A 16,785-nucleotide genomic window follows, 5' to 3' on the forward strand; every position below is an offset into this window, starting at 1 on the left:
ATGGACACGCCGCCGCCCGACCGCGTCCCCTGCGTCTGGGTCATCGCCAGCCACCGCGAGCTGGGCAACGAGCACGGCCATCCGCAGCGCTACACCGTGATGGACGAGGTCGGCACGCGCACCCTGGTCAACCTGGGCCTGCAGCCGGTGTGCTACCCGCGGGTGCCGCCCGGTCGCATCCCCACGCTGCTGGGCATGGTGGACGGCGTGCTGCTGGGTGGCTCGGCCACCAACGTGCATCCGCGCTACTTCGGCGAGGAGCCGCTGTTCGGCCCGCTGGCCTACGACGAGGCGCGCGACAGCGTCTCGCTGCCGCTGGTGCGGCTGGCCATCGAGGCCGGCGTGCCGCTGATCGGCTTCTGCCGCGGCTGCCATGAGGTCAACGTCTCCCTGGGCGGCAGCCTGCACCAGTCGCTGCAGGCGCTGGACGGCCCGGTGGTGCACTGGGAGGACCCCGCGGAATCGCTGGACCAGCAGTACCGCGAGCGGCACGAGGTGGCCTGCGTGCCGGGCGGCGAGCTCGAGCGCCTGTCCGGATGCAGCCGCTTCCCGGTCAGCTCCCTGCATTCGCAGGGCGTGCGCCGGCTGGGCAACGGGCTGGTGGCGGAGGCCTGCGCGGAGGATGGCCTGGTCGAGGCCTTCCGCTGGCACGACGCCAGCCGCTTCGCCTGGGGCTTCCAGTTCCACCCCGAATGGGGGCACCAGGCCCACCCGCGCTACGCGCGCATCATGGGCGCCTTCGTCGACGCCTGCTGGCGCCGCCTGTACGGCCGCCACGAGCAGGAGGGCTGCGCGCCGGGCGTGGCCGCGGGCTAGGCGGCCGCGCGGCCGTCCAGCAGCGCCCGCGCCAGCTCGGTGAAGCCGGCGCCGCGCTCGCCTGGGGTGATCCAGCGCGGCGGGTGCGCCAGCCGGCTCTCGAAGCGGCGGATGTTGGCCACGCCCACGCTGTGCGGGAAGTGGCGGAACATCAGCTCGTCGTTGGTCGAGTCGCCCACGTAGACCCAGCGCTCCAGCTCGGCATCGATGTCGCGCCCCAGCAGCTGGCGCACGATCCAGCGCGCGCCCGACAGCTTGTGGTGCTCGCCCCACCAGCCGTTGACGTGGATGGAGCTCACGGTGGCATTCATGCCCTCGCTGCGCATCAGGGCCACCACCTGCTCGATGCGCGCCTGCGGCAGCCGCGTGAACTCGCTGTGGTCGATGGCGATGTCGGTCTCGCGGCCGGCGCTGTCCTGCGCGCGGCGGGCGCCGGGCACCTCCTGCTCGATGCGTGCCAGCACCTGCTGCATGCGCGCGAAGTTGGCCGCGCGGGTGGCCTCATCCTGCTGGTAGGTCTTGTGCAGCGCGCCCGATGCCGTGCGGCGCAGCGCCACGGCGCCGTTCTCGGCCACGATGGCATCGACCGGCCAGGCCAGCGCGAAGGGCTCGCTCCAGCCGGCCGGCCGGCCGGTGATGGGGATGAGGTGCAGGCCGGCCTCGCGCAAGGCGCCCAGCGCGGCCAGCGCCTCCGGGGTGATCGCGCCCTCGGTGGTGAGCGTGTCGTCGATATCGGTCAGCACGCCCGTGATGCCGCGCCGCGGCCCCGGCGGCCACTGCGCCAGGGGCCGCATCAGGGCGTGGCGGTCGGCAGCAGCAGGCGGCCGTTGACGCCGGGCTGCGACGCGCTAGCCGGCCGGCTGGCGGACCGTCCGGCCGTGACGCCCGTGGCCAGGCCTTGCGACAGCAGCGAGGCCTTGCTGGGGGCGCCGGTGGCGGTGCCGGCGGGGCAGCTGTTGGTGTCGGCATGGAACAGCGCGCCGGCCAGAAGCGGATCGTTCGCCGTACCGGGCTCGATGGTCTCGTTGTCCGTCACCCGGCATTGCGGCGTGAATCCGGCCTGGTAGTCGCCAAAGCCCTTGGCGTTGTAGCCCTGGAATTCGACGGCGTAGTAGGTGATGCCGCAGTTGGGCCGGGCCCTGAAGCCGAACGGCTTGCCGCAGGTGGCTTCCTCCCCGACCACGATGACCTCCACGTCGATGCCGCGCAGGCTGTTGATCACCGATTCGCTGGCCGAACAGGTCAGCGCCGAGCTGAGGACATAGACCCGGGGCAGCGAAAGCTGCGGCAGCATCGTCCCTGCCGGGTATTGCCGCTCCGCGAACTGCACCTTGTTCGTGAAGTAGAAGGTGTTCCTTTCGCTCTCCGCCTGCCGCTTGTTGTTGAATTGCAGTCGTTCGAAGACCCGGCCTTCGGCCGCAGGAGCGGTCACCATGGATGCCGCGGCCTGCGCGCTGTACAGATAGCCTCCGCCGTTGAAGCGTAGGTCGAGCACGAGGTCCTGCACGCCGCTCTGCGCCTTCAGGTAGTTGAACGCGGTGATCAGCTGGTCCTGCGCACCGGTCAGGAAGTCGTCCACCCGGACGTAACCCGCGGTCCGGCCGCCCGGGCTGCGCACGGTCTTGTACTCCGGCACGGAGTCGCCTGCCGTGAGCTTCAGGGCAGTGCCCGCAGCCGCCGTGGCGGTGGCTGCCAGGCTGGTGGGCTCGAAGCCGCTGTAGGACCCGGAGCCGTCGCTGTAACGATCCTTGGGCACCAGCAGCGCCCGGAAGTAGTCGGGCGCCGAGCTGTAGTTCGCCGGGTTCAGGTTGACGATCTCGTCGTACCACAGGTAGACCTCGTCGAGGTAGCTGCGCACGAACAGCTTCTGGCCTTCGGGCGTGCAGACGCCGCCGTAGTCGGCGGAGGACGGCGGGCGCGAGGCATCGGCACCGCCGCCGCCACCGCCGCCGCAGGCGGCCAGCAGCAAGGTGGCGGATACGCAGGCCAGACCGGCCGCGCGGCGCATGGAGGAAGGGAGGGAACGGGTCACGCTTGGCTTTCGCAAAAGATGCGGCGCATTATGCGGGCGCCGCCGGGCCTTGCCGGCGGGTGTCAGGACTGCAAGGCCAATCCGGCGTGCTCGCGCAACGGATGGAAGTGGATCCTGGGAAATCTTTCCTGCGCCAGCCGCACGTCGTAGGGCGAGGTGCACAGGTAAGCCAGGGCGTCGGCCGCATCCAGGGCCATGCGCTGGGGGTAAGCGTCTGTAAACGCGCGCAGTTCGGCCGGCGTGTCCGCGGTGATCCAGCGGGCGCCCGTGTACTGGCAGCCTTCCAGCCGGATGTCGGCGTCGTACTCCGCCTTCAGGCGGTGCTGCACCACCTCGAACTGCAGCTGCCCCACGGCCCCCAGCAGCATGGCGCCGCCGGCCTGCGGACGGAACACCTGGATCGCGCCTTCCTCGCCCAGCTGGGCCAGGCCCTGCTGCAGCTGCTTGGTGCGCAGCGGGTTCTTCAGCAGCACGGTCATGAACAGCTCAGGCGCGAAGAAGGGCAGGCCGGTGAACTGCAGGCTCGCGCCGTCGGTGATGGTGTCGCCCAGCTGCACGCCGCCATGCGTGGTGAAGCCGATGATGTCGCCGGCGTACGCCTCGTCCACCGCCTCGCGCCGCTGCGACAGGAAGGTGACCACCGAGGTCGGGCGCAGCTCCTTGCCGGTGCGCTGCACCTTGAGCTTCATGCCCGGGGTGTACTTGCCCGAGGCCATGCGCACGAAGGCGATGCGGTCGCGGTGGTTGGCGTCCATGTTGGCCTGGACCTTGAAGACCACCCCGGAGAAGGCGGGCTCGTCGGGCTGGATGATCTTCTCCTGCGGCTGCCGGTTCACGATCAGCGAACTCTTGCGCGGCTGCGGCGCGGGCGCCAGGTCCACCAGCGCGTCCAGCACCTCCATCACGCCGAAGTTGTTGACGCCCGAGCCGAAGAACACCGGCGTCTGCTTCGCATCCAGGAAGGCCTGGTGGTCCCATTCCGGCGAGGCGCCCGCGGCCAGCTCCATGCTCTCGGCCGCCGCGTCCCACTCGCCCTCGAAGCGCCGGCGCAACGTGCCGGCGTCCGACAGCGGGAGGGTCTCGAAGTCCTGGGGCCGGCGCTCGCTGCCGGACTCGAACACCGTCATGGCCTGCGTGCGCAGGTTCACGATGCCGCCGAACGACTTGCCCTTGCCCACCGGCCAGGTCATGGGCACGCAGGGCATGCCCAGCTCGCGCTCCACCTCGTCCAGGATGTCCAGCGGCTCGCGCACCTCGCGGTCCATCTTGTTGACGAAGGTGATGATGGGCGTGTTGCGCTGGCGGCAGACCTCGATCAGCCGGCGCGTCTGCGCCTCCACGCCGTTGGCCGCGTCGATCACCATCAGCGCCGAGTCCACGGCCGTGAGCACGCGGTAGGTGTCCTCGGAGAAGTCCTTGTGGCCCGGCGTGTCCAGCAGGTTGATCACGTGGTCGCGGTACAGCATCTGCATCACCGAGGAGGCCACCGAGATGCCGCGCTGCTTCTCGATCTCCATCCAGTCGGAGGTGGCGTGGCGCGAGGCCTTGCGCGCCTTGACGCTGCCGGCGATCTGGATCGCGCCGGAGAACAGCAGCAGCTTTTCCGTCAGCGTGGTCTTGCCCGCGTCGGGGTGGGAGATGATGGCGAAGGTGCGGCGGCGCCGGGTTTCGGCGGCCAGGGGCGAGGACGACAAGGGAAGCTCCGGAAGGGGCGGCGAAGCGGTTCGGCGCTCTGCAGTGCAAACCGTTTCAGCAAACCCCGTATTGTGCCGCGCGGGTGTAGCGTGGCTCCATGACCAGCCCCGATGCACCCGTCCGCCTGCAGGTGGAAGGCCGCGAGCTGGTGGTCACGCATCCCGGCAAGCTGCTCTTTCCCGAGGCGGGCCTCACCAAGCTGGACCTGGTGAACTACTACCTGGCGGTGGCCGAAGGCGCCTTGCGCGGCGCCGGCAGCCGGCCCTGCGTGATGGTGCGCTACCCCGACGGCATCGGCGGCGAGTTCTTCTTCCAGAAGCGCGCGCCGGCCAGCCGGCCGGCCTGGGTGGAGGTGAGCACCATCCGCTTCCCCTCCGGCCGCACGGCCGAGGAGGTGGTGCCGCGCGACGCGGCCACCCTGGCCTGGATGGCCCAGCTGGGCTGCATCGAGCTGCACCCGCACCCGGTGCGCGCCGACGACCTCGACCATCCCGATGAGCTGCGCGTGGACCTGGACCCGATGCCCGGCGTGGCCTGGCGGCAGATCCAGCAGGTGGCCGCCGTGGTGCGCGAGGTGCTGCACGAGGTGGGCCTCACCGGCTGGCCCAAGACCTCCGGCTCGCGCGGCATCCACGTCATCGCCCGCATCCAGCGGCGCTGGACCTTCGACCAGGTGCGCCGCGCCGCGCTGGCGCTGGCGCGCGAGGTGGAGCGCCGAGCGCCCGACCTGGCCACCAGCCGGTGGTGGAAGGAGGAACGGCACGGCGTGTTCGTGGACTACAACCAGAACGCCAAGGACCGCACCGTCGCCTCGGCCTACTCGGTGCGGCCCAAGCCGGATGCGCGCGTGTCGGCGCCGGTGACCTGGGACGAGCTGCAGCAGTGCGACCCGGCGGACTTCACGCTGCGCACCGTGCCGGCGCGCCTGCGGGCCATCGGCGATCCGCATGCCGGCATCGACGAGGCGGCCTGCTCGCTGGAGGCCCTGCTCGGGCTGTCGGCCCGGCAGGAGGCGCAAGGCCAGGGCGACGCGCCCTGGCCGCCGCACTACCGCAGGCAATCCGGCGAGCCGACCCGCGCGCCGCCCTCGACGCGTGCCCGCCGCCAGGCCGCCAGGCCGCTGATCGAGATCGCGCGCGCCGACCGCGAGGCCGACGCCTTGGCCGCCGCGCAAGCCTGGAAGCAGAAGCACCCCCAGGTCGCCGCCCACCTGCAGCCCGCCGACGTGCTGGTCGACCGCATGCGGAGCAGCTCCTCGCTGTGGTGGCGCGTGCGCATCAACCTGGAGCACGTGCCGGCGCGGCTGCGCCCGAAGGAAGCGGGCAGCTAGCGGCTGCCGAGCTTGCATTCGCCGCGGCCAGCCCCAGCTTCACGGCATGAACACGCCCTCTGTCTCCCCTTCCAAGAACCTGGTCGCCCTGGCCCGGATGCTTGAGCGGCTGGAGCGCAGCGCCCAGCCGGTCGATGCCGGCCAGTACCGCGCCCTGGTGGCCCGCGTGGCCGCGGAACTCGAGTCGGCGCCGCGCGGCGCCGCGCTCGACGCCGTGCTCGCCACCTTCCCCAGTGCCGCGCAGCTGTACGAGAACCTGAACTACCGGCACGCCGGCCTGTGCCGCTCGCCGCTGGAGCCGGCACTGGCCGCCGAGGTCGCGGCGCGTGCGGCCATCGCCGCCGCCCGCCGGCAGCCGCGGCCTGCCTGAGCCGCACCGCCGGCTGCCTTGGCGGCTCCTACAGGTCAGGCCGAAGCCGCCTGACATACGCCGGCGACCGCGTGCGCAAGACTGGCCTTCACCGACAGCCAGCCACAACGACATGTCCGACATCCCGACGTACGTCTATCCCTTCATCATCGCCGTGATCGCCGCCATTGCCGGCCGGCTGCTCGGCGGTCCCGTCCGCGACGATGCCAGTTCGCTGCCCGGCTGGATCCTGTACGCCGTGGCCTTGGGCTGCGTCATCATCGGGTTTGCCACGATGTGGCTGAGCAGTCAGCCCTGACTTTTTTCTCCCCCCTCTCCCCCCCCCGCCCCTCTTCGCCCCCGCCGGGGCGAAGAGGGGAGCCTTGATTTGGTTGCGTCGCGCCGGCTACGCCACTACCAGGAGCCGTTGCCACCTCCGCGGTGAACCACGGCCCGGGCGCTGCAGTCCTAGGAATGGCCGCCCGACCAGCTCGCAGCCGCAAGCTAGCGCGCAAGCGCGGCTGGCTCGTAGGGAGCCGGCATCCCCTCTTTTTGTCTTGTGCTGGCCAGCGCTTGCGCGGCCAGCGGCTCCGAGCCTGCTGGCATCGAAGCGCGTCCAACAGCGGGTTCGCGCCGTGGTGTGCTGACCGGCACCGCGACCTCACCCCCGTAGCTCCGTATTCGGTGCGCGAGGACAAATCCAGGCTCCCCCCTTCGCCCCGGCGGGGGGCGAAGAGGGGCGGGGGGAGAAGGGGGGGAAGCTTGCCCAGCAACGCAACATTCCGTACTGCCGTGCTTCACCGCCCCACAGCCGAGACCCGCATGGATAAGATGACCCGACAACGTGCGACACGCACACGGTCAGGGAGATCGACACCCATGCCGGTGTTCATGCCATGAAGCTGGTCGTCTTCGGCCTGACGGTCAGTTCATCCTGGGGCAACGGCCATGCCACCTTGTGGCGCGGCCTCTGGCGCGCGCTTGCCGCCGCGGGCCACCGCGTGGTGTTCTTCGAGCGCGACGTGCCCTACTACGCGCAGCACCGCGACCTGACGCAGCTGCCGGGCGGCGAGCTGGTGCTCTACCCGCAATGGGAGGACATCCGGCCGCGCGCTGCGCGCGAGCTGCGCGATGCCGACGCGGTGATGGTCACCTCCTACTGCCCCGACGGCGTCGCGGCCACGCAGCTGCTGATGGACTCGGACAGCCCGGCCGTCAAGGTGTTCTACGACATGGACACGCCGGTCACGCTGGAGGCTATCCGCGCCGGCGGAACCGTGCCCTACATCGGCCCGCGCGGCCTGCGCGACTTCGACCTGGTGCTCAGCTACACCGGCGGCCCTTCGCTGGGCGAGCTGGAATCGCTGCTGGGCGCGCGCCGGGTGCGCACGCTCTACGGCCACGTCGACCCGCAGGTGCACCGCCGCGTGCCCGCCGTGGACAGCTACGGCGCCGACCTGTCCTACCTGGGCACCTACGCGGCCGACCGGCAGGCCGCCCTGGAGGCCTTGTTCATCGAACCGGCGCGGCGCCTGCCGGCACGCGGCTTCCTGATCGGCGGCGCCCAGTACCCGGCCGACTTCCCGTGGACGGACAACATCCGCTTCGTGCGGCACCTGCCGCCGGTGGAGCATCCCGCCTTCTTCTCGTCCTCGCGCCTGACGCTCAGCGTCACCCGCCGCGCCATGGCCGACAACGGCCACTGCCCCTCGGGGCGCCTGTTCGAGGCCGCCGCCTGCGGCACGCCGGTGGTCAGCGACTGGTGGACGGGGCTGGACGCCTTCTTCGAGCCGGGGCGCGAGATCCTGGTGGCGCGCTCCACCGCCGACGTGGTGCAGGCGCTGGAACTGCCCGACGAGCAGGTCGCGCGCATCGCCCGGGCGGCCCGCGAACGCGTGCTGGCCGAGCACACCTCGGCGCACCGCGCACGCGAGCTCGAAGCGCTGCTGGACAACCTGACGACAAAGGACGCACCACATGTGGGGAATCATTCCGGCGGCCGGCATGGCCACGCGCATCCAGCCCCTGGGCTTCTCGAAGGAGCTGCTGCCGGTGGGCAGCCACCTGGTCGGTGACGTGGAGCGGCCGCGAGCCGTCAGCGAGTTCCTGGTCGACCGCATGCTGCAGGCCGGCGCCACCCGCCTGTGCTTCGTGGTGGCGCCGGGCAAGTCGGACATCGTGCAGTACTACGGCTCCAGCGTGCGCGAGGCGGACCTGTGCTACGTGGTGCAGCCCAAGGCGGGGGGGCTGTGCGATGCGATCTTCCGCGCGTGCTCGCTGGTGCAGCCCCATGAACCGGTGCTGGTCGGGCTGCCCGACACCATCTGGTTCCCGGAGAACGGCTTCTCGGCGCTGCCGGACGACCGGCTGTCCTTCCTGCTGTTCCCGGTGGACCGGCCGCAGGCCTTCGACGCGGTGGTCACGGACGAGGAAGGCATCGTGCAGGAGATCCAGGTCAAGCATCCGGACGCCAAGACCAACTGGATCTGGGGCGCCTTCAAGATGCCCGGGCGGGTGCTGCACGAGCTGCAGGCCCTGTGGCAGGAACGCGGCCGGCGCGACGAGTACATGGGCACCCTGGTCAACGCCTGGATCCAGAAGGGCGGGCAGGCCGTCGGGGTGCGGGCGGGCGAGGCCTATGTCGACGTGGGCACGGTGCACGGCTACCGCGAGGCGCTGAACCTGCTGGGCGCGCGCCGGCGCGGCGCCGCGGCGGCGCCGGGCCCGCGGCATTCCACGGTGTGCGGCAATGCCGGCACTTCCATCGTCAAGCGGCCGGGCGACACCCCCGCGCGCGTGGGCGGCAAGCTGTTCAGCCGGGCCGAGGTCGAGCGGCGGGTGCAGGAGCTGGGCGACTGGTTCCAGAACATCGACCTGCTGGGCGTGCCCACCGCGCCGGCGCACTTCCTGGGCGACTACCCGGCGCTGAAGTGGAAGCGCTTCGCCCACGTGCTGCCGCAGGACATGAGCGGCATGTCGGTGCTGGACATCGGCTGCAACGCCGGCTTCTACTCGCTGGAGGTGAAGCGCCGGGGCGCCGAGCGGGTGGTCGGCATCGACTTCGACCACTACTACCTGGACCAGGCGCGCTTCGCCGCCGAGGTGCTGGGCCAGGACATCGAGTTCCGCCGCCTGTCGGTGTACGACGTGGGCCGGCTGGGCGAGCGCTTCGACCTGGTGCTGTTCATGGGCCTGATCTACCACCTGCGCCATCCGCTGCTGGCACTGGACCTGATCCACGAGCACGTGGCCCGCGACCTGCTGCTGTACCAGTCGCTGCAGCGCGGCAGCCCCGAGATGGAGCCGCTGGAGAAGGATTACGACTTCTGGGAGACCGAGGTCTTCGAGCGGCCGTCCTACCCGCGCCTGCATTTCGTGGAGCACAAGTACTCCCGCGACGAGACCAACTGGTGGATCCCGAACGCGGCGGCCAGCGCGGCCATGCTGCGCAGCGCCGGCTTCGCCATCGTGGCCCATCCGGAGGAGGAGGTGTTCCTCTGCAAGCGGGGCGAGATCCCGCAGGGGCCCGACGGTCCGCGCGCCGTCTACCCGGCGTCAGCGTGAACCGCCGGCGACCGCCGCGTCAGGCTTGACGCGGCGCAGCAGGTCCATCATCTGCCGCTCGATGCGCCCCATCGCCTCGGGCGTGTGGCCTTCGAAGCGCACGGTGAGCACCGGCGTGGTGTTGGACGCGCGCACCAGCCCGAAGCCGTCGGGCCAGTCCACCCGCAGGCCGTCGATCGTGCAGACCTGCGCGTCGGGAAAGCGGGCCGTGGACGCGAGCTCGGCGGCGACGCGGTGCGCCTCGCCTTCGGCGCAGGGCACGTGCAGCTCCGGTGTCGAGCAGCTGGCCGGCAGGGCATCGAGCACGGCGCCCGCGTCGGGGTGGCGCGACAGGATCTCCAGCAGGCGGCAGCCGGCATAGGTGCCGTCGTCGAAGCCCCACCAGCGATCGTTGAAGAACAGGTGGCCGCTCATCTCGCCGGCCAGCGGCGCGCCCAGCGCCTGCATGCGGTCCTTGAGCAGCACGTAGCCGCTCCTGTCCATCACCGGCCGCCCCCCCGCGGCGGCGATGGCCTCGGGCAGGCGCTGGGTGGACTTGACGTCGAACACGATGGGCGCGCCGGGGTGGCGCGACAGCACGTCCCGCGCGAACAGCACCATCTGCCGGTCCGGGTAGATGATGTGGCCGCCGCGGGTGACCACGCCCAGCCGGTCGCCGTCCCCGTCCAGCGCCAGGCCGAGATCGGCGCGCGTCTCCTGCACGGCGGCGATCAGGTCGCGCAGGTTCTCCGGCTGGGCCGGGTCGGGATGGTGGTTGGGAAACCGGCCGTCCACCTCGCTGAACAGCTCCACCACCTCGCAGCCGATGGCGCGGAACACCCCCGGCGAGGAGGCGCCGGCCACGCCGTTGCCGCAGTCGAGGACGATCTGGAGAGGGCGCGCCAGGCGGATGTCGCCCGCGATGCGGTCCCGGTAGGCCGCCGCCACCTCGACCTGCCGCACTTCGCCCGGGGGGCGCGACTCGTTCCATTCCCCGCGCTCGATGCGCCGGCGCAGCTGCTGGATCGCCTCGCCATGCACGGTGCGGCCGGCCAGCACCATCTTGAAGCCGTTGTGCTCGCGCGGGTTGTGGCTGGCCGTGACCTGGATGCCGCTGCGCGCCAGCGTGGAGGTGGCGAAGTACAGCATGGGGGTGGTCACCATGCCCAGGTCGATCACGTCGATGCCGGCGGCCAGCAGGCCGCGCACCAGGGCCTGCGCCAGCGCCGGGCCGCTCAGGCGGCCATCGCGGCCGACGGCCACCACGCGCTCACCCTGCTCGCGCGCCAGGCTGCCGAACACGCGGCCCAGCGCCTCGGACAGCGGCTCGTCCAGCGTGGCGGGCACGACGCCGCGGATGTCGTAGGCCTTGAAGATGCCGGGCCAGGCTTGCACGGTGCGCCCGGGTCAGGAGCTGCCGCGGAGGCCGCTAGACCACGTCGTTCCAGTCGCGCTTGATGCCGCCGCCCACCGGCGTCCAGCGCATGACCTGGCCCAGCCGGCGGTGGCCGTGCGCGCCGCGGGCCACCAGCGTGGCGCCGACGAACACGCCCAGGGTGCGCACCGCCAGCGAGGGGTGCGTGCGCGTGGCCAGCCAGGCGCCGATGCCGGCGGCCAGCGCGACCCAGGGTTCACCCGGGAACAGCGGGCGGGGGTTGTCGAATCGGGCGATGGCGGCAGGCTTGCGGGTGTCCATGGCGTGGTGCGGAAGAGGGTTGGCTGCGGTGGAGGGGCGCGCATCGAGGCTAACCGCGATCGCGGCTGCACGGACCGGAACGGCCTGCATTCCAGCTGTGGGACATGTCCGACGCGGGCGCCGCGCCCAGCCTTCAGGCGCCGAACACCTGGGCCAGCTCGAAGGGCGTGCTGGTCTCGAGCTGGTCGTAGCGGCAGGCCTGCGGCGGCTTGTCGTCCCGCCAGCGCAGGAAGGTGGTGGCGTGGCGGAAGCGCCGGCCCTGCAGGTGGTCGTACCGGACCTCGCACACCCGCTCGGGTCGCAGCGGTTCCCAGCTCAGGTCCTTGCCGCCGGACCAGCGGCTCTTCGCGCCGGGCATGCGTTCGGCATCGCCGACCTCGGCCTCGGCCCAGCCGCGCCAAGGGTGATTCTCCAACGCGTGCTCGCGCAGCGGCCCCAGCTCTTCCAGCAGCTGCTTGCGCACGGCCAGGGTGAAGGAGGAGGTGATGCCCACGTGCTGCAGCACGCCGGCATCGTCGTACAGGCCCAGCAGCAGGGAGCCCACGGCCTCCTGCTTGTCCTTGTACCAGCGGAAGCCCGCCACCACGCAGTCGGCCGTGCGGGCGTGTTTGATCTTGAACATGGCGCGCTTGCCGGGTTGGTAGGGCGCGTCTGCCGGCTTGGCCATCACGCCGTCCAGGCCGGCGCCCTCGAAGCGCTGCAGCCAGTCCTGGGCCTGGGCGCGGTCGGTGGTCACGGGCGTGAGGTGCAGGGGCGGGCGGGCTTGGCCGAGCAGCCGCTCCAGCCGGGTGCGGCGCTCCTGCTGGGGCAGGGCCGTGATGTCCTTGCCGCCGGCCGCCAGCAGGTCGAAGGCGACGAAGCCGGCCGGCGTTTCCTGGGCCAGCCGGGCGATGCGCGAGGCGGCGGGATGGATGCGCTGCTGGAGCGCGTCGAAGTCCAGGCCGCCCGGGCCGGCGACCACCACCTCGCCGTCGACCACGCAGCCGCGCGGCAGCTGCTCGGCCAGCATTTTCTCCAGCTCGGGGAAGTAGCGGTTGAGCGGCTTGCCGTCGCGGCTCTGGATCAGCGCGCCCTCGGCCGTGCGGAACACCAGGGCCCGGAAGCCGTCCCACTTGGGCTCGAACAGGAAACCCTCGCCCTGCGGCAGCTCTTCCGCGATCTTGGCCAGCATGGGCTCGATGGGCGGGACGGGGAAGGTGCTGGCGGCCATGCTCGGGTTGTACCTGAAGCTCGCTGGCCTGTGGTGCGGCTGTTCTGAGCTACTTATTTATGCGGCCAGGACGCTCAGTCGGTGCAGCGGTAGTGGCTCATAGAATGTCCAGGTTTGGCTTCCAGCGGAGTTCCACATGCGGCCATCCATTCCGTTCGAGCAAAGGCGTGACGACATTCGCGTGATCGCCAGGCGCTTTCGTGTGGCGAACCCGCGCGTGTTCGGTTCCGTGCTTCACGGTGAGGACACCGACGGTAGCGACCTCGATCTCTTGGTGGATCCGCTGCCAGGGACGACGCTGTTTGACTTGGGGGGGCTGCAAGGCGAGTTGGAGGAACTGCTGGGCGTACCGGTCGATGTGCGGACACCGGGTGGCTTGCCTCCGAAGTTTCGGGCTGCGGTGTTGGCTGAGGCAAAGCCGGTATGAAAGCCGAACCTAGGCTGCTCGACTATCTGCACCATCTGCGAGAGGCGGCGCAGCAGATTCGGAACTACACCTCAGGCATGGACAAGGCTGCATTTCTGGCAGACAGCCGCACCCAGCAGGCGGTGTTCTTCAATTTCGTGATCCTGGGCGAGGCCTGTGCAAGGCTGATGGCTGGTCATGCCGACTTCCTGGCTCGCCATCCGCAAGTGCCTTGGCGCAGCATCAGGGACATGCGCAATCAGGTCGCGCACGGTTACTTCACCATCGACACCGAGGTGGTCTGGCGCACCGTGCAGGATGCGCTGCCCGACCTGCTGGCCAAGCTGCCAGTGGTCATCGCGGCTGCAGATCAGCAAGCGACCTCGGGCCGCCCTCCTGCCAGCTCCGCTTCGTGAACCGCAGTGCGGGATGGAAACGGCCACATGGCGCTCGGCCATGGCGACTTGCTTATAATTTCCCGATCCGAGGAGCGTTGCAGCACCGCACGGTGTGAGGCTCGGAACCTACAGCAACGACGCTCACCCACTGTCCGCGTGGGGTGAGTCCCCCGTCTCTCCCGTGCCGCAGTGGTTGACCTGAAAACTTCTTTTCTGGAGCCACGATGAACGCCGTACTGAAGCCCGTCCCCACCAAGGACTGCGCGATCGCCGACCTGTCGCTCGCCGACTGGGGCCGCAAGGAAATCAAGATCGCCGAGACCGAGATGCCCGGCCTCATGGCCATCCGCCAGGAGTTCGCCAAGAGCCAGCCGCTCAAGGGCGCCCGCATCACCGGTTCGCTGCACATGACCATCCAGACCGCGGTGCTGATCGAGACGCTGCAGGCCCTGGGCGCGCAGGTGCGCTGGGCCTCGTGCAACATCTTCTCCACCCAGGACCACGCCGCCGCGGCCATCGCCGCCGCCGGCACGCCGGTGTTCGCGGTCAAGGGCGAGACGCTGGAGGACTACTGGGACTACACCCACCGCATCTTCGAGTTCGGGCCCCAGGGCGCGGCCGGCGAGGGCCCCAACATGATCCTGGACGACGGCGGCGACGCCACGCTGCTGATGCACCTGGGCCAGCGCTGCGAGCAGGACCTGTCGCTGATCGACACCCACTCCAGCGAGGAGGAGCGCATCCTCTACGCGTCCATCCGCAAGAAGCTCAAGGAGGACCCGACCTGGTACAGCCGCAAGGCCAGGGAGATCATCGGCGTCACGGAAGAGACCACCACCGGCGTGCACCGCCTGATCGACATGGCCAACAAGGGCCTGCTGAAATTCCGCGCGATCAACGTCAACGACTCGGTCACCAAGAGCAAGTTCGACAACCTGTACGGCTGCCGCGAGTCGCTGGTGGACGGCATCAAGCGCGCCACCGACGTGATGGTGGCCGGCAAGGTGGCGGTGGTGTGCGGCTACGGCGACGTGGGCAAGGGCAGCGCCCAGGCCCTGCGCGCGCTGTCGGCCCAGGTCTGGGTGACCGAGATCGACCCGATCAACGCGCTGCAGGCCGCCATGGAGGGCTACCGCATCGTCACCATGGAGTACGCCGCCGACAAGGCCGACATCTTCGTCACTGCCACCGGCAACCGCGACGTGATCACCTACGCCCACATGGCCAAGATGAAGGACCAGGCCATCGTCTGCAACATCGGCCACTTCGACAATGAGATCGACGTCGCTTCGATCGAGAAGAAGTGCCGCTGGGAGGAGATCAAGCCGCAGGTCGACCACGTGATCTTCGACGACGGCAAGCGCATCATCCTGCTGGCCAAGGGCCGGCTGGTGAACCTGGGCTGCGGCACCGGCCACCCCAGCTACGTGATGTCCTCCTCCTTCGCCAACCAGACGCTGGCGCAGATCGAGCTGTTCACCAAGCCCAAGGACTACCAGGTGGGCCAGGTCTACGTGCTGCCCAAGCACCTGGACGAGAAGGTGGCGCGGCTGCAGCTGTCCAAGCTGGGCGCGCAGTTGACCGAGCTGAGCGACGCGCAGGCGGCCTACATCGGCGTCCAGAAGACCGGGCCGTACAAGCCGGACACCTACAGGTATTGACCTCTGGCTCCCTTTCCCTCTGGGAGAGGGTTGGGGTGAAGGCAACATGCGCGCCGACCAACTCCTCGTCGAACGCGGCCTGGCGGTCAGCCGCTCGCAGGCGCAGCGGCTGATCGCCGCGGCCGGCGTGCGCTGGCGTGGGCCGCACGGCTGGCAGGCGGTCGCCAGGAACGGCGACGAACTGCCGCCCGCGGCCGAGCTGGCCCTGGCCGACGCGGCCGAGGCGCGCTATGTCTCGCGCGGCGGGCTCAAGCTGGAGGGCGCGCTGGCCGCCAGCGGCGTCGACGTGACGGGCAGGCTGTGCCTGGACGTAGGCCAGTCCACGGGCGGCTTCACCGACTGCCTGCTGCAGCGCGGCGCCGCCCACGTGGTGGGCGTGGACGTGGGGCATGGGCAGCTGCATGCGCGGCTGCGGGCCGACCATCGCGTCACCTGCCTGGAGCACGTCAATGCGCGGGCGCTGACGGCCGACGTCCTGGCGGCGGCCAGCCCGGCGGCGGCGCGGGCCCAGGCCGGCTTCGACCTGGTGGTGGGCGACCTGTCCTTCATCTCCCTGACCCTGGTGCTGCCGGCGCTCGCACCGCTGGTGACGCCTGCCGGCGACCTGCTGATGCTGGTCAAGCCGCAGTTCGAGCTGCAGCCGGGCGACATCGGCAAGGGCGGCATCGTGCGCGACCCGGCGCTGCACGCCCAGGTCGAGCACCGGCTGCGCCAGGCCTGCGGGTCCCTGGGACTGCGCGTGGCCGGCTGGCACGACAGCCCGATCGCGGGCGGCGACGGCAACCGCGAGTTCTTTCTTCATGCCAACCGAGCACCTGATGATGCTGCCGATCAGCCTTGAGTTCTTCCCGCCCAAGACGCCCGAAGGCGCGGCCAAGCTGCGCGCGGCGCGCCAGCGGCTGTATACCCTGCGGCCCGAGTTCTGCTCCGTCACCTTCGGTGCCGGCGGCTCCACCCAGGACGGCACCCTGCAGGCCGTCACCGAGATCATGGCCGAGGGCGTCTGCGCCGCACCGCACCTGTCGTGCATAGGCCAGAGCAGGGACAGCATCCGCGACCGGCTGGCCGCCTATGCCGCCGCCAGCGTCAGGCGCATCGTCACCCTGCGCGGCGACCTGCCCTCGGGCTACGGCCTGGGCGGCGAGTTCCGCTATGCCAGCGACCTGGTGGCCTTCATCCGCAGCGAGACCGGGCGGCAGTTCCACCTGGAGGTGGCGGCCTACCCCGAGACGCATCCGCAGGCCCGCTCGCCCCAGACCGACATCGAGGCCTTCATCGCCAAGGTGGAGGCGGGCGCCGATTCGGGCATCACGCAGTACTTCTTCAATGCCGATGCCTACGCCCGCTACGTGGAGGAGTTGCGCCGCCGCGGCGTGGGCGTGCCCATCGTGCCGGGCATCATGCCCATCACCAGCTCCACGCAGCTGATGCGCTTTTCCGATGCCTGCGGCGCCGAGATCCCGCGCTGGATCCGGCTGCGGCTGCAAAGCTATGGCGACGACACGGCGTCGATCAAGGCCTTCGGCCTGGACGTGGTGACCCAGCTGTGCCACCAGCTGCGCGCGGCCGGCGCGCCGGGGCTGCACTTCTACACCATGAACCAGGCCGAGGCCACCCTGGCGATCTGCCAGCGGCTGTAGTAGGCCGGG

General features: G+C 70.6%; 17 protein-coding genes and 1 riboswitch. Of the genes, 11 read left to right on the plus strand and 6 right to left on the minus strand.

Annotated features, from left to right (window positions below; all coding sequences use genetic code 11):
* Positions 1 to 816 (plus strand): gamma-glutamyl-gamma-aminobutyrate hydrolase family protein, encoded by an 816-nt coding sequence (locus RTA_RS03470; protein WP_013899989.1) that lies wholly within the window; start codon positions 1 to 3, stop codon positions 814 to 816.
* Here RTA_RS03470 and RTA_RS03475 read toward each other — a convergent pair.
* From RTA_RS03475 to RTA_RS03485, 3 genes are all read right to left on the minus strand, one after another.
* Positions 813 to 1,610 carry an HAD family hydrolase gene (locus tag RTA_RS03475; RefSeq protein WP_013899990.1) on the minus strand — a complete coding sequence of 266 codons (798 nt, stop codon included), beginning with the start codon at positions 1,608 to 1,610 and terminating at the stop codon, positions 813 to 815. The two genes, RTA_RS03470 and RTA_RS03475, sit on opposite strands and share 4 nt — an antisense overlap.
* Positions 1,610 to 2,848 (minus strand): S41 family peptidase, encoded by a 1,239-nt coding sequence (locus tag RTA_RS19630; protein ID WP_143762897.1) that lies wholly within the window; start codon positions 2,846 to 2,848, stop codon positions 1,610 to 1,612. Before RTA_RS19630 ends, RTA_RS03475 begins: the two co-directional genes overlap by 1 nt.
* 62 nt (positions 2,849 to 2,910) lie before the next feature.
* Complete coding sequence (locus tag RTA_RS03485; RefSeq protein WP_013899992.1) at positions 2,911 to 4,542, minus strand: peptide chain release factor 3; 1,632 nt, start codon at positions 4,540 to 4,542, stop codon at positions 2,911 to 2,913.
* Between the two features lie 98 nt (positions 4,543 to 4,640).
* On the opposite strand from RTA_RS03485, the gene ligD reads away from it, so the two are divergent.
* The 5 genes from ligD (at position 4,641) to RTA_RS21180 (ending at position 9,786) form a co-directional block, all read left to right on the plus strand.
* Positions 4,641 to 5,873: a non-homologous end-joining DNA ligase gene (gene ligD / locus RTA_RS03490; protein ID WP_013899993.1), complete on the plus strand. Its 1,233-nt coding sequence runs from the start codon at positions 4,641 to 4,643 to the stop codon at positions 5,871 to 5,873.
* A 46-nt stretch (positions 5,874 to 5,919) separates the two neighbouring features.
* Positions 5,920 to 6,243 carry a hypothetical protein gene (locus RTA_RS03495; RefSeq protein WP_041675011.1) on the plus strand — a complete coding sequence of 108 codons (324 nt, stop codon included), beginning with the start codon at positions 5,920 to 5,922 and terminating at the stop codon, positions 6,241 to 6,243.
* Between the two features lie 112 nt (positions 6,244 to 6,355).
* Positions 6,356 to 6,541: a hypothetical protein gene (locus RTA_RS03500; RefSeq protein WP_013899995.1), complete on the plus strand. Its 186-nt coding sequence runs from the start codon at positions 6,356 to 6,358 to the stop codon at positions 6,539 to 6,541.
* Positions 6,542 to 7,118: 577 nt separating this feature from the next.
* Complete coding sequence (locus tag RTA_RS03505) at positions 7,119 to 8,297, plus strand: CgeB family protein (protein ID WP_013899997.1); 1,179 nt, start codon at positions 7,119 to 7,121, stop codon at positions 8,295 to 8,297.
* Positions 8,200 to 9,786: a TIGR04290 family methyltransferase gene (locus tag RTA_RS21180; RefSeq protein ID WP_226986112.1), complete on the plus strand. Its 1,587-nt coding sequence runs from the start codon at positions 8,200 to 8,202 to the stop codon at positions 9,784 to 9,786. The genes RTA_RS03505 and RTA_RS21180 overlap by 98 nt, the downstream gene beginning before the upstream one ends.
* Here RTA_RS21180 and RTA_RS03515 read toward each other — a convergent pair.
* The 3 genes from RTA_RS03515 to RTA_RS03525 all read right to left on the minus strand — a co-directional run bounded on the left by RTA_RS03515 (position 9,778) and on the right by RTA_RS03525 (position 12,671).
* A complete protein-coding gene (locus RTA_RS03515) occupies positions 9,778 to 11,160 on the minus strand; it encodes a phosphomannomutase/phosphoglucomutase (RefSeq protein ID WP_013899999.1) in 1,383 nt (460 codons plus the stop codon). The genes RTA_RS21180 and RTA_RS03515 overlap by 9 nt on opposite strands.
* A 34-nt stretch (positions 11,161 to 11,194) precedes the next feature.
* The gene (locus RTA_RS03520; RefSeq protein ID WP_041675012.1) at positions 11,195 to 11,461 is read right to left on the minus strand and encodes a hypothetical protein; all 267 of its coding nucleotides are present in this window, start codon (positions 11,459 to 11,461) and stop codon (positions 11,195 to 11,197) included.
* Between the two features lie 133 nt (positions 11,462 to 11,594).
* A complete protein-coding gene (locus RTA_RS03525; protein WP_013900001.1) occupies positions 11,595 to 12,671 on the minus strand; it encodes an ATP-dependent DNA ligase in 1,077 nt (358 codons plus the stop codon).
* A gap of 136 nt (positions 12,672 to 12,807) precedes the next feature.
* On the opposite strand from RTA_RS03525, the gene RTA_RS03530 reads away from it, so the two are divergent.
* From RTA_RS03530 to metF, 5 genes are all read left to right on the plus strand, one after another.
* The gene (locus RTA_RS03530) at positions 12,808 to 13,098 is read left to right on the plus strand and encodes a nucleotidyltransferase family protein (RefSeq protein WP_013900002.1); all 291 of its coding nucleotides are present in this window, start codon (positions 12,808 to 12,810) and stop codon (positions 13,096 to 13,098) included.
* Positions 13,095 to 13,493 carry a HepT-like ribonuclease domain-containing protein gene (locus RTA_RS03535; protein WP_013900003.1) on the plus strand — a complete coding sequence of 133 codons (399 nt, stop codon included), beginning with the start codon at positions 13,095 to 13,097 and terminating at the stop codon, positions 13,491 to 13,493. Before RTA_RS03530 ends, RTA_RS03535 begins: the two co-directional genes overlap by 4 nt.
* A gap of 63 nt (positions 13,494 to 13,556) precedes the next feature.
* Positions 13,557 to 13,625, plus strand: a riboswitch (S-adenosyl-L-homocysteine riboswitch).
* A gap of 74 nt (positions 13,626 to 13,699) precedes the next feature.
* Entirely contained in the window at positions 13,700 to 15,136 is a 1,437-nt protein-coding gene (gene ahcY / locus RTA_RS03540; RefSeq protein WP_013900004.1) for an adenosylhomocysteinase, read from the plus strand.
* 46 nt (positions 15,137 to 15,182) lie between these two features.
* A complete protein-coding gene (locus RTA_RS03545) occupies positions 15,183 to 15,977 on the plus strand; it encodes a TlyA family RNA methyltransferase (RefSeq protein WP_013900005.1) in 795 nt (264 codons plus the stop codon).
* On the plus strand, positions 15,958 to 16,776 hold the full coding sequence (gene metF / locus RTA_RS03550; protein ID WP_013900006.1) for a methylenetetrahydrofolate reductase [NAD(P)H]: 819 nt from the start codon (positions 15,958 to 15,960) through the stop codon (positions 16,774 to 16,776). The genes RTA_RS03545 and metF overlap by 20 nt, the downstream gene beginning before the upstream one ends.
* Positions 16,777 to 16,785 lie beyond the last annotated feature (9 nt).

This window comes from Ramlibacter tataouinensis TTB310 (genome assembly GCF_000215705.1).
Taxonomy (GTDB): domain Bacteria; phylum Pseudomonadota; class Gammaproteobacteria; order Burkholderiales; family Burkholderiaceae_C; genus Ramlibacter; species Ramlibacter tataouinensis.